Origin of the sequence: Burkholderia glumae LMG 2196 = ATCC 33617 (assembly GCF_000960995.1) — a bacterium.
Classification (GTDB): domain Bacteria; phylum Pseudomonadota; class Gammaproteobacteria; order Burkholderiales; family Burkholderiaceae; genus Burkholderia; species Burkholderia glumae.
In genome coordinates, this window is record NZ_CP009435.1 from 1,999,669 (window position 1) to 2,015,188 (window position 15,520).

General features: G+C 69.2%; 18 protein-coding genes. 10 read left to right on the forward strand and 8 right to left on the reverse strand.

Annotated features, from left to right (window positions below; translation table 11 throughout):
* Positions 1-19 precede the first annotated feature (19 nt).
* On the forward strand, positions 20-1,177 hold the full coding sequence (locus KS03_RS21620) for a PA0069 family radical SAM protein (protein WP_012734971.1): 1,158 nt from the start codon (positions 20-22) through the stop codon (positions 1,175-1,177).
* 22 nt (positions 1,178-1,199) lie between these two features.
* Here KS03_RS21620 and KS03_RS21625 read toward each other — a convergent pair whose 3' ends face one another.
* The gene (locus KS03_RS21625) at positions 1,200-1,685 is read right to left on the reverse strand and encodes an NINE protein (RefSeq protein WP_012734972.1); all 486 of its coding nucleotides are present in this window, start codon (positions 1,683-1,685) and stop codon (positions 1,200-1,202) included.
* 115 nt (positions 1,686-1,800) lie between these two features.
* Positions 1,801-2,952, reverse strand: coding sequence for a PQQ-dependent sugar dehydrogenase (locus KS03_RS21630; protein WP_012734973.1), 1,152 nt, complete (start codon positions 2,950-2,952; stop codon positions 1,801-1,803).
* Positions 2,953-3,154: 202 nt separating this feature from the next.
* On the opposite strand from KS03_RS21630, the gene rpsP reads away from it, so the two are divergent.
* The 6 genes from rpsP (at position 3,155) to KS03_RS21660 (ending at position 7,316) form a co-directional block, all read left to right on the forward strand.
* Complete coding sequence (gene rpsP / locus KS03_RS21635; protein ID WP_012734974.1) at positions 3,155-3,409, forward strand: 30S ribosomal protein S16; 255 nt, start codon at positions 3,155-3,157, stop codon at positions 3,407-3,409.
* A 43-nt stretch (positions 3,410-3,452) separates the two neighbouring features.
* Positions 3,453-4,166: a ribosome maturation factor RimM gene (gene rimM / locus KS03_RS21640; protein ID WP_012734975.1), complete on the forward strand. Its 714-nt coding sequence runs from the start codon at positions 3,453-3,455 to the stop codon at positions 4,164-4,166.
* A 1-nt stretch (position 4,167) separates the two neighbouring features.
* A complete protein-coding gene (gene trmD, locus KS03_RS21645) occupies positions 4,168-4,965 on the forward strand; it encodes a tRNA (guanosine(37)-N1)-methyltransferase TrmD (protein WP_012734976.1) in 798 nt (265 codons plus the stop codon).
* A 136-nt stretch (positions 4,966-5,101) separates the two neighbouring features.
* Positions 5,102-5,491: a 50S ribosomal protein L19 gene (gene rplS, locus KS03_RS21650; RefSeq protein ID WP_012734977.1), complete on the forward strand. Its 390-nt coding sequence runs from the start codon at positions 5,102-5,104 to the stop codon at positions 5,489-5,491.
* Between the two features lie 88 nt (positions 5,492-5,579).
* Positions 5,580-6,266 carry a CoA pyrophosphatase gene (locus KS03_RS21655; protein ID WP_012734978.1) on the forward strand — a complete coding sequence of 229 codons (687 nt, stop codon included), beginning with the start codon at positions 5,580-5,582 and terminating at the stop codon, positions 6,264-6,266.
* A gap of 111 nt (positions 6,267-6,377) precedes the next feature.
* Positions 6,378-7,316, forward strand: coding sequence for a CobD/CbiB family protein (locus KS03_RS21660; protein WP_012734979.1), 939 nt, complete (start codon positions 6,378-6,380; stop codon positions 7,314-7,316).
* A gap of 212 nt (positions 7,317-7,528) precedes the next feature.
* Here KS03_RS21660 and KS03_RS21665 read toward each other — a convergent pair whose 3' ends face one another.
* Genes KS03_RS21665 through KS03_RS21675 form a run of 3 tightly spaced genes read right to left on the reverse strand, consistent with a single transcriptional unit; the run spans position 7,529 to position 10,106 of the window.
* Positions 7,529-7,864 carry a putative signal transducing protein gene (locus KS03_RS21665; protein WP_012734980.1) on the reverse strand — a complete coding sequence of 112 codons (336 nt, stop codon included), beginning with the start codon at positions 7,862-7,864 and terminating at the stop codon, positions 7,529-7,531.
* A 32-nt stretch (positions 7,865-7,896) separates the two neighbouring features.
* The gene (gene rsgA / locus KS03_RS21670) at positions 7,897-8,850 is read right to left on the reverse strand and encodes a ribosome small subunit-dependent GTPase A (RefSeq protein ID WP_012734981.1); all 954 of its coding nucleotides are present in this window, start codon (positions 8,848-8,850) and stop codon (positions 7,897-7,899) included.
* The gene (locus KS03_RS21675) at positions 8,847-10,106 is read right to left on the reverse strand and encodes a M48 family metallopeptidase (protein ID WP_012734982.1); all 1,260 of its coding nucleotides are present in this window, start codon (positions 10,104-10,106) and stop codon (positions 8,847-8,849) included. The genes rsgA and KS03_RS21675 overlap by 4 nt, the downstream gene beginning before the upstream one ends.
* Before the next feature lie 119 nt (positions 10,107-10,225).
* Between KS03_RS21675 and orn the strand changes: the two genes are divergently transcribed.
* A complete protein-coding gene (orn, locus tag KS03_RS21680) occupies positions 10,226-10,834 on the forward strand; it encodes an oligoribonuclease (RefSeq protein WP_012734983.1) in 609 nt (202 codons plus the stop codon).
* Between the two features lie 77 nt (positions 10,835-10,911).
* On the opposite strand, the gene mog is transcribed toward orn, so the two are convergent.
* Complete coding sequence (gene mog, locus KS03_RS21685; protein ID WP_012734984.1) at positions 10,912-11,535, reverse strand: molybdopterin adenylyltransferase; 624 nt, start codon at positions 11,533-11,535, stop codon at positions 10,912-10,914.
* On the reverse strand, positions 11,519-12,130 hold the full coding sequence (gene yjgA / locus KS03_RS21690; RefSeq protein WP_012734985.1) for a ribosome biogenesis factor YjgA: 612 nt from the start codon (positions 12,128-12,130) through the stop codon (positions 11,519-11,521). The genes mog and yjgA overlap by 17 nt, the downstream gene beginning before the upstream one ends.
* A gap of 149 nt (positions 12,131-12,279) precedes the next feature.
* Between yjgA and pmbA the strand changes: the two genes are divergently transcribed.
* Positions 12,280-13,650: a metalloprotease PmbA gene (gene pmbA / locus KS03_RS21695; protein ID WP_012734986.1), complete on the forward strand. Its 1,371-nt coding sequence runs from the start codon at positions 12,280-12,282 to the stop codon at positions 13,648-13,650.
* Positions 13,651-13,759: 109 nt separating this feature from the next.
* On the opposite strand, the gene KS03_RS21700 is transcribed toward pmbA, so the two are convergent.
* Positions 13,760-14,263, reverse strand: a complete 504-nt coding sequence (locus KS03_RS21700) for a dihydrofolate reductase (protein ID WP_012734987.1) — start codon at positions 14,261-14,263, stop codon at positions 13,760-13,762.
* A 229-nt stretch (positions 14,264-14,492) separates the two neighbouring features.
* Here KS03_RS21700 and KS03_RS21705 point away from each other — a divergent pair, with 229 nt between their 5' ends.
* Positions 14,493-15,464 (forward strand): thymidylate synthase, encoded by a 972-nt coding sequence (locus KS03_RS21705; RefSeq protein WP_012734988.1) that lies wholly within the window; start codon positions 14,493-14,495, stop codon positions 15,462-15,464.
* The last annotated feature ends 56 nt before the right edge of the window (positions 15,465-15,520 follow it).

Below are 15,520 nucleotides of genomic sequence, written 5' to 3' on the forward strand. Positions count from 1 at the left end.
GGCATGACGAAGAGGCATGATGAGCGATCGATCCGATGTCGAATTTCCGGTGGCGCCGCCCCTGCCGCGCAAGGGCCGCGGCGCGGTGGGCAATCTGCAGGGGCGCTACGAGACGGACCAGCGCGAGCGCGTCGACGACGGCTGGCAGGCAGGCGCCGGCCACGACGAGGCAGAGGGCACGGGCGGGCCTGGTCCGTGTCTGCGCACGCTGGTATTCGACGAGCGCGCGAAAAGCATCCTGACGCGCAACGCCTCGCCCGATATCCCGTTCAACGTCTCGCTGAATCCGTATCGCGGCTGCGAGCATGGCTGCATCTATTGTTTCGCGCGGCCCACCCACAGCTATCTCGGGCTCTCGCCCGGGCTCGATTTCGAAAGCCGGATCTACGCCAAGGTCAACGCGGCCGAGCTGCTCGAGCGCGAGCTCGGCAAGCGCGGCTACGTGCCCGAGCCGATCGCGCTCGGCGTCAACACCGACGCTTACCAGCCCTGCGAGCGCGAGCGCCGCATCACGCGCGACGTGATCCAGGTGATGCACGATCATGGCCAGCCGTTCGCGGCGATCACCAAGTCGTCGCTGATCGAACGCGACCTCGATCTGCTCGCGCCGATGGCCGCGCGCGGGCAGGTGATCGCGGCGGTGACCATCACCACGCTCGATGCCGATCTCGCGCGCGCGCTCGAACCGCGCGCGGCCACGCCCTCGCGGCGGCTGCGCACCATCCGCGCGCTGCGCGAGGCCGGCGTGCCGGTGGGCGTGAGCATCGCGCCGGTGATTCCGTTCGTCACCGAGCCTGACCTCGAACGCGTGCTGGAAGCCTGCGCCGAGGCCGGCGCGACCCATGCGAGCTATATCGTGCTGCGGCTGCCGTGGGAAGTGGCGCCGCTCTTTCGCGAATGGCTCGGCGCGCATTTTCCTGAGCGCGCCGAGCGCGTGATGGCGCGCGTGCGCGACATGCGCGGCGGCAAGGACTACGAGGCCGATTTCCGCAGCCGGATGAAGGGCGAGGGCCTGTGGGCCGATCTGTTGAAGCAGCGCTTCCAGAAGGCGGTCAAGCGGATCGGCCTGAACGAGCGCGCGCGCGGCATTCTCGATTTCTCGCAGTTCCATGCGCCGCAGCGCGTGAAGGAGGCGGCGCGCGCGGGCGCCGGGACGCCGCAGCTGAACCTGTTCTAAAGGCGCCGGCGCGGCAGGCCGACTACTGCGACAGCGCCTTGGCCGCCTGCACCTGCGATTCGAAGTAGGTCTGGAACGACAGCGCGAGTCCCGTCATCAGCAGGAACGCGCCGATCAGCAGCGAGAAGATCACCACCAGCACGACCGTCCAGCCCGACTGGCTGTGGCGGCCGGTGCCGGCATTGAAGCGCGCGTCCCAGCGGTCGTCGGGGCGCAGCCCGTAGACGATCGCGGCCAGGAATGCTGCCAGCAGCGAGATCGCGCCCGGCACGGCGAGGCACCAGCCGAGCCCGGACGCGCGCTCGGTGGCGGCGAGCAGCAGCATGCCGCGCGCGCCGAGCAGCGTGCCGGCCAGATGCGCCCAGCCGGCCGGGTCGCGGTGTCCGTGCAGGTAGAAGCGATGCGCGCCGAACGCACCGAGCAGGAACGAGAGCGCGGCGGCCAGCGTCTTCGAGCGAAAGCGTGGCGGATGCGCAGCGGGCAGGGAGCGCGACGGCTGGCTGGACATGACGATTCGTTAGGAAAGATCCGATAGCAAAGGCGAGGCGGGCAAGGCGTGGCGCCGCGGCCGCAGCGCCTGCCTCATTCTACGCCGCGTCGAAAGCCGCGCTCCGCTGCCGCCGTCAGTGCCCGGTATACGTGATTCGATAGATCGCGCCCGCGTAATCGTCGCTGACGAGCAGCGAGCCGTCCGGCAGCGGCAGCACGTCGGCGGGCCGGCCCCAGACGCTGCCGTCGGGTTGCAGCCAGCCCTGCGCGAACACCTGCATGCGCGCGCCGCGGCCGTCCGGCCCGGCGGTCACGCTCACCACGCGATAGCCGACCTTGCTGCTGCGGTTCCATGAACCGTGCTCGGCGATGAAGATCGCATCGCGATACCCGGCCGGGAACATCGCACCGCGGTAGAAGCGCATGCCGAGCGCCGCCACGTGCGCGCCGAGCTTGAGCACCGGCGGCGTGAAGCTGCTGCATGGATGGCCCTTGCCGTATTGCGGGTCCGGCACGTCGCCGGCATGGCAATACGGATAGCCGAAGTCGAGGCCCGCGCGCGGCGCGTAATTCAGCTCGTCGTCGGGCACGTCGTCGCCGAGCATGTCGCGGCCGTTGTCGGTGAACCACAGCGCGTGCGTCGCCGGATGCCAGTCGAAGCCGACGGTGTTGCGGATGCCGCGCGCGAACACTTGATAATCGCTGCCGTCCGGGTTCATCCGGCCGAGCATCGCGTAGCGGTCGCGATCGGGCCCGCAGATGTTGCAGGGCGCACCGGTCGGCACATAGAGCTTGCCGTCCGGTCCGAACGCGATGAATTTCCAGCCGTGCTGCCGCTCGGACGGCAGCGCGTCGGTCACCACCACCGGCTTGGGCGGCGTGGCCAGCTTCGCGTCGATGTCGTCGAGCCGCAGGATTCGCGAGATCGCCGAGATGTAGAGCGCGCCGTCGCGGTAAGCCACGCCGACCGGCATATCGAGCCCGGAGGCAACCACGTGGCGGCCGGTGACGCGGCCCCGGTCGACCGTCAGCGCATGGACGACGCCGTCGGTCGAGCCGACGTAGAGGACGCCGCGCGGCGACCAGGCCATTTCGCGTGCGGTCGGCACGTCGGCGGCGAACAGCTCGACCTGGAAGCCGGGCGGTACGCGCAGCCGCTCGACGGGCGGGGCGGCGCGGCTGTCGGCGGCGGTCGCGGCGAGCGCGAGACAGGCGGCGCCGGCCGCCTGCAGGCAGCGGCGCAGGGCGGCGAGCGAACGGCGGCGGGCGGAAACGGTCGGGCGCATGGCGGAGCAGGGCGGGAGCGTGCGCGAGGCACCATGCCGGGATTGTAGGAGCTTGCGCGCGGATCGGCAGGCGCTGCACCGCAGCGCCTCGCGAGCCGTCTTTTTTGCGGCATGCCACGGTAAGTGTTTGTTATGCCGCTGGTTTCCAGCTATAATCGCTCGTTTCAGCAGTTTCGAACCCGGTTTTCCCGAAGGATTTCATATGGTTATCATCCGTCTGGCTCGCGGCGGCTCGAAGAAGCGCCCGTTCTACAACATCGTTGCCACCGATTCGCGCAATCGTCGTGACGGCCGCTTCATCGAACGCGTCGGCTTCTACAACCCGGTCGCGACGAAGGGCGAATCGCTGCGTATCGCTCAGGATCGCCTGACGTACTGGCAAGGCGTTGGCGCGCAACTGTCGCCCACCGTCGCTCGCCTCGTGAAGGAAGCGCAAAAGGCGCAGCCGGCTGCCTGACATGGCACGGTTTTCCGGTGGTCGCGGCCGCGAGGTGGTCTGAATGTCCGGTCACGATTCATCCGGCGATGCAAAGCGCGGCACACGCGAAGCTTCGCAGTTTGGTGTGTTCGTCCGCAAGCCGGTCGAGCGCGCGTCCGCCAAGGGCGGCGCGAGGCCGGAAGCAGCAAGCGGGAACCCGGGGCATGCCTCGGCCAGCATCGAGCCGGTGCAGTCCTGGCCTGACGATGCGGTCGAGGTCGGCGCGATCGTCGATGCCTATGGCCTGAAAGGCTGGGTCAAGATCCTGCCCCACGCGGGCGCGGGCCGCGGCGGCGATGCGCTGCTGAAGGCGCGCCTCTGGTGGCTGCGCAAGGATGCCGAAAGCCTGTGCGCGCAGATCACGCAGTCGAAGTTGCATGCCGATACCGTCGTCGCGCATCCGGCCGGCCTGGCCGATCGCGATCAGGCGCTGGCACTGCGCGGCTACCGCGTGTTCGTGCGCCGTGAGGATTTTCCGGCGCTCGACACCGACGAATTTTACTGGGTCGATCTGATCGGCCTGGAAGTGGTCAACGAGGCGGGCACCGCGCTCGGCCGCGTCGGCGACATGATCGACAACGGCGTGCATTCGATCATGCGGGTCGACTATCCGGCCAGCGGCAAGGACGGGCGCCCGGTCACCGGCGAGCGGCTGATTCCGTTCGTCGGCGTGTACGTGAAAACGGTCGATCAGGCGGCGAAGCGCATCGTCGTCGACTGGGAAGCCGATTACTGAAATGAATGACGCCGAGGCGCGCGCGATGCAGTTCGATGTCGTCACGCTCTTTCCCGAGATGTTCGCCGCGCTGACCGACTGGGGCATTACCAGCCGGGCCGTGAAGCAGGGGCGTTTCGGGTTGCGCACGTGGAATCCGCGCGATTTCACCACGGACAACTACCGGACGGTCGACGACCGCCCCTACGGCGGCGGTCCCGGCATGGTGATGATCCCGAAGCCGCTCGAGGCGGCGATCGGCGCGGCGAAGGCCGCGCAGGCCGCCCAGGGCATCGCCGCGACGCGGGTCGTGATGATGTCGCCGCAAGGCGCGCCGCTCACGCACGAACGCGTGATGCGGATGGTCGACGAGCCCGGTGTGGTATTGCTGTGCGGCCGCTACGAGGCGATCGACCAGCGTTTGCTCGATCGCTGCGTGGACGAGGAAATCAGCCTCGGCGATTTCGTGCTGTCGGGCGGCGAACTGCCGGCGATGGCGCTGATGGATGCGGTGGTGCGCCAGTTGCCCGGCGTCCTGAATGATACGCAGTCGGCCGTGCAGGACAGTTTCGTCGACGGCCTGCTTGATTGCCCGCATTACACGCGGCCCGAGGAGTACGAGGGCGCGCGGGTGCCCGACGTGCTGCTCGGCGGCCATCATGCCGAGATCGAGAAGTGGCGGCGCCAGGAAGCGCTGCGCAACACGTGGCAGAAGCGCCCGGACCTGATCGCACGGGCGCGCAGCAAGCAGTTGTTGAGCCGGGCCGACGAGGCCTGGCTGGCAAGTCTCGCGAAGGCCGCGAAGCAAGCCTCGAACTGAGGCGTGCTCGCGGCGGACCGGGAACCAGGCGGTGGCGCGCATGCGTGCGCGGCACCAGTTGTGAATCCATCCTCTATCGGGGCCAGGTCCGGACCGGACAGGCGCAAACGCCGACACGATGGCATTGGGAGCAGTCATGAATCTGATCGCAAAACTTGAGCAGGAAGAGATCGAGCGCGCGCTCGCAGGCAAGACGATCCCCGAATTCGCCCCCGGCGATACGGTGATCGTGAACGTGAACGTGGTGGAAGGTAACCGCAAGCGCGTTCAGGCTTACGAAGGCGTGGTGATCGCGAAGCGCAACCGTGGCCTCAACTCGTCGTTCATCGTCCGCAAGATTTCGTCGGGCGAAGGCGTCGAGCGTACGTTCCAGACGTACTCGCCGCTGCTCGCGAGCATCGTCGTCAAGCGCCGCGGCGATGTCCGCCGTGCGAAGCTGTACTACCTGCGCGAGCGTTCGGGCAAGTCGGCTCGAATCAAGGAAAAGCTGGTGTCGAAGGATCGCGCCGCGGCCCAGCAGGCGTAAATGCTGTAAGGAAAAAGCACCCTTCCGGGTGCTTTTTTTATTCCGGCGCGACAATACGGTTCCGTCTGACTTTTCCGCGAGCGAGCCTGTGATACGCCGTCCGATCATCGATCCCGAAGTGCTGCCTGTCGAATCGACCGGCGCCGGCCTGCCGGAAGTGCCGCGCGAGGTTCTCACACCGGCCGGGCTGCGCGAACGTTTCAGCCAGAGCTACGCCTGGACGCAGGAAGCGCACGAGGCGCGGCAGGTCGATCGCGATCCGCGCGTCGCCGCCGTGCTGGTGCCGCTCGTCGCGCGTGCCGAGGGGCTGACCGTGCTGCTCACGCAGCGCGCCGACCACCTCACCGATCACGCCGGCCAGATCAGTTTCCCCGGCGGCCGCCACGAACCGGGCGACGCCGACGCGACCGCCACCGCGCTGCGCGAGGCGCACGAGGAGATCGCGCTGGGCCACGAGCACGTGGAGGTGCTCGGCGAGTTGCCCGAGTACCTGACCGGCACCGGCTATCGCGTGACGCCGGTGGTCGGCATCGTGCATCCGCCGTTCACGGTGCAGGCCGACACGCTCGAAGTGGCCGAGATCTTCGAGGTGCCGCTCGCGTTCCTGATGACGCCCGCGCATCACGAGGTGCGGCTCTTCAAATGGGAGGGCGGCGAGCGTCGTTTTTTTGCGATGCCCTACCCGAACGGGCGCGACGGCGGCCAGTACTTCATCTGGGGCGCTACCGCCGGCATGTTGCGGAATCTGTATCGCTTCCTGGTCGCGCGCGCCTGAGCCGGCGATGCCGCGCACCGGGCGCGCCGGGGCGGCCCGAAGCATCGGGCGGGTCCGCTGTGCTATCGTTATGCGAAAAATCGCATAACCCAGAACGGCACGGCCTTTCGCATGACTTTCTTTTCGGTTCTCCTCGCCCTCATCATCGAGCAGGTGCGCGCGCTGTCGCCGGGAAATCCGGTGTTCACGCTGTTCCAGCTACATGCGCAAGCCGCCGCGCATGGCTTCGACGCCGGCAAGAACAAGCATGGCGTGCTGGCCTGGCTGGTGGTGGTGGTGCCATGGGTGCTGGCCGTGGCGCTCGTCTATTACCTGCTGTTCAAGCTCAGCTTCGCGTTCGCGTTCGCCTGGAACGTGGTGGTGGTCTATTTCACGCTCGGTTTCCGGCAGTTCAGCCATTACTTCACCGATATTCACCTCGCGCTCAACAACGACGACGTACCGCGTGCGCGCGAAGTGCTCAACGAATGGACCGGACTCGACACCGTGGACATGCCCGTCGGCGAGATCGTCCGACACACGCTGATCCACGCCGTGATCGCCTCGCATCGCCATGTGTTCGGCGTGTTCTTCTGGTTCGTGCTGCCCTTGGGCCCGGCGGGCGCCGTGCTGTACCGGATCGCCGAATATCTGTCGCGCAGCTGGTCGGTGCCGGGCGACGATCGCACCGCCGCATTCTCGAATTTCGCGCAGCGCGCGTTCTTCGTGATCGACTGGATCCCCTCGCGGCTGACCGCGCTCGGCTTCGCGATCGTCGGCAATTTCGAGGACGCGATCTACGCGTGGCGCAACCATACGCGACAATGGCCCGACTCGAACGACGGCGTGCTGCTGGCCTCCGGCAGCGGCGCGCTCGGTGCGCGGCTGGCCGGCCCGCTCGCCGAGCCGTCGAGCGTCGACGCGCTCGCGGTCGGCGACAGCGGCCCGCTCGCGGTCGGCGACGACTGCACGCCGCGCACGCTGCAATCGGCGGTCGGCCTCGTCTGGCGCGCCGTGATCCTGTGGATGATCCTGCTGCTGATGCTGACGCTGGCGGTCTGGGTGTCGTGACCGCGCGGCGCCGGAGCGCGTGCCGCGGACATCGGAACAGCCGGCCGACGCGCCGGCTTTTTCGTTGATGGCGGCGCCGGCCGGCGTGCCTTGCTTTGTCTCGGTGCAGTCCGGGCAGCCCGAGCCGCCCCTGGCCTGAAACACGAGGCCCGCGGCTGAGCTGAGCGCCGGGTGCTCGGCTTGCGCCGTCCTTGCCCGCTCGCCGGCGTGCGCTACCGCCCCGGCGCTGCCTCGTCGTCGCGCGGGTCGCGGATGCGCGCGCAGCGCCAGCAGGCCGTGAACTGGGCTTCGAGCCACTCGCCGCAGCCGCCGCAATGCCAGCGCGGCGCGCCGGCGGGCGGTCCGGCGGTGGCGCCGGCGAGCAGCCGCCGCGCGAGCGCGGTGTCGCGCTCGTCGTGCAGCCAGATTTCCGGGGCGCACTGATCGGGCGGCAGCCCGCCGAGCGCGCCGGTGGCGAAGCGGTTGTGCAGTTCGCAACCGATGCCGGCCGCGCTCAGCAGGTTCACCCAGTGATGGGCGGTGGCGAGATCGGGGGCCGTGAAGCGCATCGCGAAAGGCGGCGGGGCGGCAGGCGGCGCGCTCAGCGCACGATCTGGCTCGCCTCGTGGACGAGCTGCGCGTAGAGCGCGTGGCGCGATTTCGCGATCCGCCCATCCTCGACGGCGGCGAGGATCGCGCAGCCCGGTTCGTGCAGATGATGGCAGTTGTAGAAGCGGCAGTCGGCCAGCAGCGGCCGGAACTCCGGGAACGCGCGTTCGAGCCGGCCTTCCGTCAGGTGATAGAGCCCGAACTCCTGGAATCCCGGCGAATCGATCAGCGCGCCGCCATCGGCGAGCGGATAGAGCCGCGTGAAGGTGGTGGTGTGCCGGCCGCTGTTTAGCGCCGCCGAGATCTCGCGCGTGGCCGCCTCGGCCTCCGGCACGATCAGGTTCACGAGCGTCGACTTGCCCATCCCCGACTGGCCGAGCAGGATCGTCGAATGGCCGGCCAGGCGCGGCATCAGCAGCGCGAGTGCCGCGTCGGGCGCGCCCTTCACCGACAGCTCCACCACGTCGTAGCCGAGCGCGCGGTACGGCGCAAGCCGCTCGCGCGCGACCGGCAGCGCGGCGGCGACGTCGATCTTGTTGAGCACCACGATCGGCTTGAGCGCGTTGGCCTCGGCCGCGATCAGCGCGCGGCCGAGCAGGTCTTCGCTGAAGTACGGCTCGGTGGCGAGCACGATCAGCAACTGGTCGAGGTTCGCGGCGAACAGCTTCGACTTGAACTGGTCCGAGCGGTAGAGCAAGTTGCGGCGCTCGCCGATCTCGACGATCACGCCCTGGTCGGCCGAGCTCTGCTCGTAGAACACGCGATCGCCGACCGCCACCTCGCTCTTCTTGCCGCGCGGAAAGCACTGCAGCATCGGGCCGCCGGCGGCCGGCGCGACGAGATAATGGCGCCCGTGCGCGGCGATCACGCGCCCTTCGAGGCGCCCGGCGCCGGGCGCGCCCGCTTTGGCCGGCCGGGCCGGCGCATTCTGGCGGCCGCGCGTCATGCGTGCCGCAGCAGGCGATCGATCCGCTGCGAAGCCGGCGGATGCGAGTAGTAGAACGCGGTGTAGACGGGGTCGGGCGTCAGCGTCGAGGCGTTGTCCTGGTAGAGCTTCACGAGCGCGTTGACGAGGTCCTGCTTGTCGGTCTGGCTGGCCGCGAACGCATCGGCCTCGAACTCGTGCTTGCGCGAGCTGAGGCTGCCCAGCGGCGTGACGAAGAACAGGAACACCGGCAGCGCGAGGAAGAACAGCACGAGCGCGAGGCCCGCGTTGCTGCCCGTCATCGACGGCAATGCGCCAAGCCCGGTGTAGAACCAGACGCGGCCCGCGAGCCAGCCGAGCAGCGCGAGCAGCACGAGGCTCAGCGCGAACGCGACGATCATCCGCTTCAGCACGTGGCGCAGCTTGAAATGGCCGAGCTCGTGGGCCAGCACGGCCTCGATCTCGCTGCCCGACAGCCGCTCCAGCAGCGTGTCGAAGAACACGATGCGCTTGGTCGCGCCGAAGCCCGAGAAATAGGCATTGCCGTGCGCCGAGCGGCGGCTGCCGTCCATCACGAACAGCCCCTTCGCCGCGAAGCCGCAGCGCTTCATCAGGCCTTCGATGCGCGAGCGCAGCGCCTCGTCGCTGAGCGGTTCGAATTTGTTGAACAGCGGCGCGATGAAGGTGGGAAAGATCACCTGCCCGACCAGCTGGAACGCGGTCCAGACCACCCAGGCCCAGAGCCACCAGAGCGGGCCGGCGCGGTTCATCAGCCACAGCACGACGAACAGCAGCGGCAGGCCGAACGCGGCGCCCAGCAGCGTGCCGCGCACGAGATCGGTGACGAACAGCCGGCGCGTCATGCGGTTGAAGCCGAAGCGGGCCTCGATGCCGAACTGGCGGTAATAGTTGAACGGCAGTTCCACCGCGCTCGTGATCAGCAGCACGAGCGCGATCAGCGCGATCTGCTGGCCGTAGCCGGCGCCGAGCCAGCCGCGCAGCGCCTGATCGAGCGCGCCCACGCCGCCCAGCAGCGTCAGCGCGATCAGCACCACGGCGCTCGCGACCACCTCGAGCATCGCCAGGCGCGTGCGCGCCACGGTGTAGTCGGCCGCGCGCTGGTGCGCGACCAGCGTGATCGTCTCGCGGAACTGGCCCGGCACGCTGGCCCGATGGGCGGCGACGAAGCGGATCTGGCGCGAGGCGAGCCAGAGCTTGGTGCCGACCATCGCGAGGATGGCGGCGGCGAACAGCAGGGTGAACGGTTGGGCGGACATCGGAAGGGAGCCAGTGGTATCTATGCGAGAATTATATGTTCTTGCGGTCGGGGCCCGCTCATCGGTCTTCGGCTGCCTTGGCGGCGCATTCGCCACCGCCGATTCTCCAGGAAAACCGTATGACCGAAACCCCCGAACCCGCCGGCCAGAGCGCGCTCGTGCGCAACGAACTGAATCTCGTCTGGCTCGACATGGAAATGACGGGTTTGAACCCGGATAGCGACCGCATCATCGAGATCGCCGTGGTCGTCACGAACTCGACGCTCGACAAGGCCGTGGAAGGCCCGGTGCTCGCGATCCACCAGAGCGACGAGACGCTCGCGAAGATGGACGCCTGGAACCAGTCGACGCACGGCCGCTCGGGCCTGATCGACCGCGTGCGCGCCTCGACCGTGAGCGAGGCCGCGGCCGCCGCACAGATCGAGGCGTTCCTCGCGCAGTACGTGTCGCCCGGCAAATCGCCGATGTGCGGCAACTCGATCTGCCAGGACCGCCGCTTCATGGCGCGCTGGATGCCCGAGCTCGAGCGCTTCTTCCATTACCGGAACCTCGACGTCAGCACGCTGAAGGAGCTGTGCCGCCGCTGGCAGCCGGCTGTCTACAAGGGCTTCCAGAAGCGCGCGATGCATACGGCGCTGGCCGACATCCACGAGTCGATCGACGAGCTCAAGTATTACCGCGAGCATTTCCTGATTCCGGCCGCGAGCACCGCGCCCGACGGCGTCTGACGCTGCGCGCGAAGGTGGCGCACGGCGGCGCACGGCGGCGCGCGCGGGGACGGCCATGGCCGTGGCCGCGCCGGGCCTCACGCCTCGCGCGGCGGCCGCTGCGCGCTCTTGGGCCGGAACGCGGCCGTGACCTCGGGGCGCGTCTCGATGTAGGGGCCGCCGATCAGGTCGATGCAATACGGCACCGCGGCGAAGATGCCCGGCACCACCACGGCGCCGGCCGCGTCGCGCAGTCCCTCGAGCGTTTCCCGGATCGATTTCGGCTGCCCCGGCAGGTTGATCACGAGCGCCGCGTGGTCGGCCGTCTCGCGGATCACCGCGACCTGCCGCGAGAGGATCGCGGTCGGCACGAAACGCAGGCTGATCTGACGCATCTGTTCGCCGAAGCCCGGCATTTCCCTGGTGGCGATCGCAAGCGTCGCCTCCGGCGTCACGTCGCGCCGCGCCGGGCCGGTGCCGCCCGTGGTCAGCACCAGGTCGCAGCCGGCGGTGTCGATCAGTTCGACGAGCGTGGCCGAGATCAGCTCGGCCTCGTCGGCGATCAGGCGCGTCTCGGCGCGCCACGGCGAGACGAGCGCGCCGCCGAGCCAGCCTTCGAGCGCCGGGATGCCCTGGTCCTGGTAGTCGCCGCGGCTCGCGCGGTCGCTGATCGACACGAGGCCGACGATCAGTTCGTCGGGGTGCTTACGCTTCGTCGTCATGGTCGTGATCCTCGTCGTGATCCTCGTCGCGCTCGCCGTCGGCCTCGCCCGGCGTGCCGCTCGCGGTCTTGATCCACTGGAACAGCTCGCGGAAGTAGCGCGGCGGCTTGCCCTGCTCGGCTTCCTTGCGCGCGTTGCGGATCAGCGTGCGGCCTTCCTGCACGTCGGCGGCCGGATAGTCGCGGATGAAGGCGGTCAGCGCCTCGTCGGCGGCGAGCAGCTGGTCGCGCGTGCGCTCGATCCAGTGCAGCCGCGCGGTTTCGGCCTTGTTCACGCCGCGCTGGGCGTCGAGCGCGGACTTGAGCGCCTCGATCTCGGGCTCGGTCAGCACGCGCATCACCTTGCCGATGTACTGCAGCTGGCGGCGCTTGCCTTCGTGGTCGGTGATGCGGCGCGCCTCGCGCACGGCGTCGCCGAGGCTCTCCGGCATCGGCATGCGCTTGAGCGCGTCCTTCGGCAGCTCGACCAGGTCGCGGCCAAGCTGCTGCAGCGCATGCATCTCGCGTTTCAGTTGCGACTTGCTGGGGCGGTCGTAGCCGTGGCCGCTGTCGTCGTCGGCGGGCTCGATCGGTTGGATACGGGTTTTGCGGTTCATGGGCGAGATTGTATCGCGCCGCGAGCCGCCGCCGGTCGCGCGGAGGGGGCGGCATGGGTAGGTGGCGGCGGCCGGACCTTGTTATGATCGCGGGATACGCCAATTTCGAAACAAGCGGGTGCCCGCGCCCGCCACCGGATATCACGACGATGCCTGCCCATATCGACGCACCCGCGCGCCATTTCCCGCACACGCAGGAGCAACTGAAAGAAATCGCCTCGGACATCCTCCGGCACGCGAAGTCGCTCGGCGCGACCGACGCGGCGACCGAAATCTCCGAAGGCGACGGCCTGTCGGTGTCGGTGCGGCGCGGCGAAGTCGAGACGATCGAGCACAACCGCGACAAGATGGTCGGGGTCACGGTGTTCATCGGCAAGAAGCGCGGCAACGCCAGCACCTCGGACTTCTCGTCGAGCGCGCTGAAGGACACGGTCGCGGCCGCCTACAACATCGCGCGCTTCACGGCCGAGGACGATGCGGCGGGCCTGGCCGAAGCCGAGCTGCTGGAGACGGCGCCGCGCGACCTCGATCTCTACCACCCGTGGGCGCTGAGCGCCGACGAGGCCGTCGAGATCGCGCGCCGCGCGGAGGACGCCGCGTTCGCGGTCAGCCCGCAGATCCGCAATTCCGAAGGCGCGAGCGTGTCGGCGCAGCATTCGCAGTTCGTGCTGGCCACCTCGCGCGGCTTCCTGGGCGGCTACCCGTATTCGCGTCACTACGTGGCCTGCGCGCCGATCGCCGGCAGCGGCCGCAACATGCAGCGTGACGATTGGTACAGCTCGAAGCGCAACGCCGCCGAGCTCGCCAGCCCCGAGGCGGTCGGCCGTTACGCGGCCGAGCGCGCGCTGGCGCGCATGGGTGCGCGCCGGCTCGACACGCGCAAGGTGCCGGTGCTGTTCGAGGCGCCGCTCGCGGCGGGCCTGCTCGGCGCCTTCGTGCAGGCCACCAGCGGCGGCGCGCTCTACCGCAAGACCACCTTCCTCGTCGACAGCCTCGGCAAGCCGGTGTTCGCGCCGCACGTGCAGGTGCTCGAGGATCCGCACGTGCCGCGCGCGATGGGCAGCGCGCCGTTCGACGAGGAAGGCGTGCGCACGCAGGCGCGCAGCGTGGTGAAGGACGGCGTGGTGGAAGGCTATTTCCTGTCGACCTATTCGGCGCGCAAGCTCAAGACGCAGACCACCGGCAACGCGGGCGGCTCGCACAACCTCGCGCTGCGCAGCACCGGCACGAAGGCGGGCGACGATTTCGACGCGATGCTGAAGAAGCTCGGCACCGGCCTGCTGCTGACCGAGCTGATGGGGCAGGGCGTGAACTACGTGACGGGCGACTATTCGCGCGGCGCGGCGGGCTTCTGGGTCGAGAACGGCGTGATCCAGTACCCGGTGGAAGAGATCACGGTGGCGAGCACGCTGCAGGAGATGTTCCGCCACATCGTCGCGATCGGCGCCGACACGATCGTGCGCGGCACCAAGGAAACCGGCTCGGTGCTGATCGAGCAGATGACGATCGCCGGGCAGTGAGCGGCGCGCGGGCTTGCCCCGCGCCGGGCTGAAGCAGGAAGCGCCGCGCGAAGCGGCGCTTTTTTTTATCGGCGCGGTGGGGGCGCAGGCAGGCAGCGGGCCGGGCTCGTCAGGGCGCAGGCGCGCGCACGTAGACCACGAACGCGTAGTCGAAGTCGTTCGGCGCGGCCGCATGATGGCGCTCGCGCGACACCTCGCGCCACTGCGCCGGATCGGGGGCCGGGAAATGCGCGTCGCCGTCGAAATCGGCGTCGATCTCGGTGACGATCAGCTTGTCGGCGGCGTGCAGCCCCTCGGCGTACAGCTGCGCGCCGCCGATCAGGAAGGCTTCGGCCGCGCCGTCGCGTGCCGCCGCCGCGAGCGCCTCGGCCAGCGAGCCGGCCACGTCGCAGCCGTCGAAGCGCCGCGTCGCGTCGCGCGTGACGACGATGTTGCGGCGCCCCGGCAGCGGCCTGCCGATCGATTCGTGGGTCTTGCGGCCCATCACGATCGGCGCGCCCATCGTGGTGCGCTTGAAGAACGCGAGATCCTCGGGGAGCTTCCAGGGAAGCTGGTTGTCGCGGCCGATCACGCCGTTGCGGGCGCGCGCGACGATCAGGCTCAGGGTCGTCATGGGAGATCCGGGGGCGGGCGGGAAAGCCGCCGATTCTACCGGATCGCCGGGCGGGGCCGGCCGGCGGGTGCGCGTCGCTGCCTGCCGGGCGCCTGGCCGCCGCGCACCGCGCGAACCGAGCCGATCGCAGGTGGCGCGTTGCCGGCTCGCTGCGCCCGCCGCCGGCCGCGCGGCGCGAGGCTTGTTAGAATCGCCGGGTGTGGCCGCGCTCGCGGCCGAAGGAACCCGCATGAAACAGTATCTCGATCTCGTCCGCACCATCCTCGACACCGGCTCCTGGCAGGAAAACCGCACCGGCGTGCGCACCATCGGCATTCCCGGCGCGATGCTGCGCTTCGATCTCCAGCAGGGCTTTCCGGCGGTCACCACCAAGAAGCTCGCGTTCAAGTCCGCCATCGGCGAACTGGTCGGCTTCCTGCGCGCCTCGCGCAGCGCCGCCGAGTTCCGCGCGCTCGGTTGCAAGGTCTGGGATGCCAATGCGAACGAGAACGCCGCCTGGCTCGCTAACCCGTATCGCACCGGCGTGGACGACCTCGGCGACGTGTATGGCGTGCAGTGGCGCCGCTGGCCCGGCTACAAGGTGCTCGACGCGCAGGCCACGGCGCAGCTCGAGGACGCGCTCGCGCGCGGCTATCGCATCGTCACGCGCTTCGACGAGGCGGGCGCGCAAAAGCTGCTGTTGCACAAGGCGATCGACCAGCTGCGCGACTGCCTCGACACGATCATGCGCGACCCGTCGAGCCGGCGCATCCTGTTCCACGGCTGGAATCCCGTCAAGCTCGAGGAAATCGCGCTGCCGGCCTGTCATCTGCTCTATCAGTTCCTGCCGAATCTGGCGAAGCGCGAGATCTCGCTCTGCCTGTACATCCGCAGCAACGACGTGGGGCTCGGCACGCCGTTCAACCTCGCGGAAGGTGCGGCGCTGCTGGAGCTCGTCGGCCGGCTGACGGGATACCAGCCGCGCTGGTTCAGCTATTTCATCGGCGACGCGCACATCTACGAGAACCAGCTCGACATGCTGCGCCAGCAGCTCGAGCGCGAGCCCTACGAGAGCCCGCGCCTCGAGATCGCCGAGCGCGTGCCCGACTACGCGAAGACGGGCGTCTACGCGCCCGAATGGCTGGAGCGGATCGAGCCGGCCGATTTCACGCTCGCCGGTTACCGCCACCACGCGCCGCTGAGCGCGCCGATGGCGGTCTGAGGCAGGCGCCGGGCAGGCGGCCCGGCAGCGCAGCGTCACCCGCCCGCGCGAGGTCG

Bases quoted from the DNA above. Each gene is read 5' to 3' on its own strand.
- KS03_RS21620 (WP_012734971.1), top strand. From the start codon at position 20: ATGAGCGATCGATCCGATGTCGAATTTCCGGTGGCGCCGCCCCTGCCG.
- KS03_RS21625 (WP_012734972.1), bottom strand. From the start codon at position 1,685: ATGTCCAGCCAGCCGTCGCGCTCCCTGCCCGCTGCGCATCCGCCACGC.
- KS03_RS21630 (WP_012734973.1), bottom strand. From the start codon at position 2,952: ATGCGCCCGACCGTTTCCGCCCGCCGCCGTTCGCTCGCCGCCCTGCGC.
- rpsP (WP_012734974.1), top strand. From the start codon at position 3,155: ATGGTTATCATCCGTCTGGCTCGCGGCGGCTCGAAGAAGCGCCCGTTC.
- rimM (WP_012734975.1), top strand. From the start codon at position 3,453: ATGTCCGGTCACGATTCATCCGGCGATGCAAAGCGCGGCACACGCGAA.
- trmD (WP_012734976.1), top strand. From the start codon at position 4,168: ATGAATGACGCCGAGGCGCGCGCGATGCAGTTCGATGTCGTCACGCTC.
- rplS (WP_012734977.1), top strand. From the start codon at position 5,102: ATGAATCTGATCGCAAAACTTGAGCAGGAAGAGATCGAGCGCGCGCTC.
- KS03_RS21660 (WP_012734979.1), top strand. From the start codon at position 6,378: ATGACTTTCTTTTCGGTTCTCCTCGCCCTCATCATCGAGCAGGTGCGC.
- KS03_RS21665 (WP_012734980.1), bottom strand. From the start codon at position 7,864: ATGCGCTTCACGGCCCCCGATCTCGCCACCGCCCATCACTGGGTGAAC.
- rsgA (WP_012734981.1), bottom strand. From the start codon at position 8,850: ATGACGCGCGGCCGCCAGAATGCGCCGGCCCGGCCGGCCAAAGCGGGC.
- KS03_RS21675 (WP_012734982.1), bottom strand. From the start codon at position 10,106: ATGTCCGCCCAACCGTTCACCCTGCTGTTCGCCGCCGCCATCCTCGCG.
- orn (WP_012734983.1), top strand. From the start codon at position 10,226: ATGACCGAAACCCCCGAACCCGCCGGCCAGAGCGCGCTCGTGCGCAAC.
- mog (WP_012734984.1), bottom strand. From the start codon at position 11,535: ATGACGACGAAGCGTAAGCACCCCGACGAACTGATCGTCGGCCTCGTG.
- yjgA (WP_012734985.1), bottom strand. From the start codon at position 12,130: ATGAACCGCAAAACCCGTATCCAACCGATCGAGCCCGCCGACGACGAC.
- pmbA (WP_012734986.1), top strand. From the start codon at position 12,280: ATGCCTGCCCATATCGACGCACCCGCGCGCCATTTCCCGCACACGCAG.
- KS03_RS21700 (WP_012734987.1), bottom strand. From the start codon at position 14,263: ATGACGACCCTGAGCCTGATCGTCGCGCGCGCCCGCAACGGCGTGATC.
- KS03_RS21705 (WP_012734988.1), top strand. From the start codon at position 14,493: ATGAAACAGTATCTCGATCTCGTCCGCACCATCCTCGACACCGGCTCC.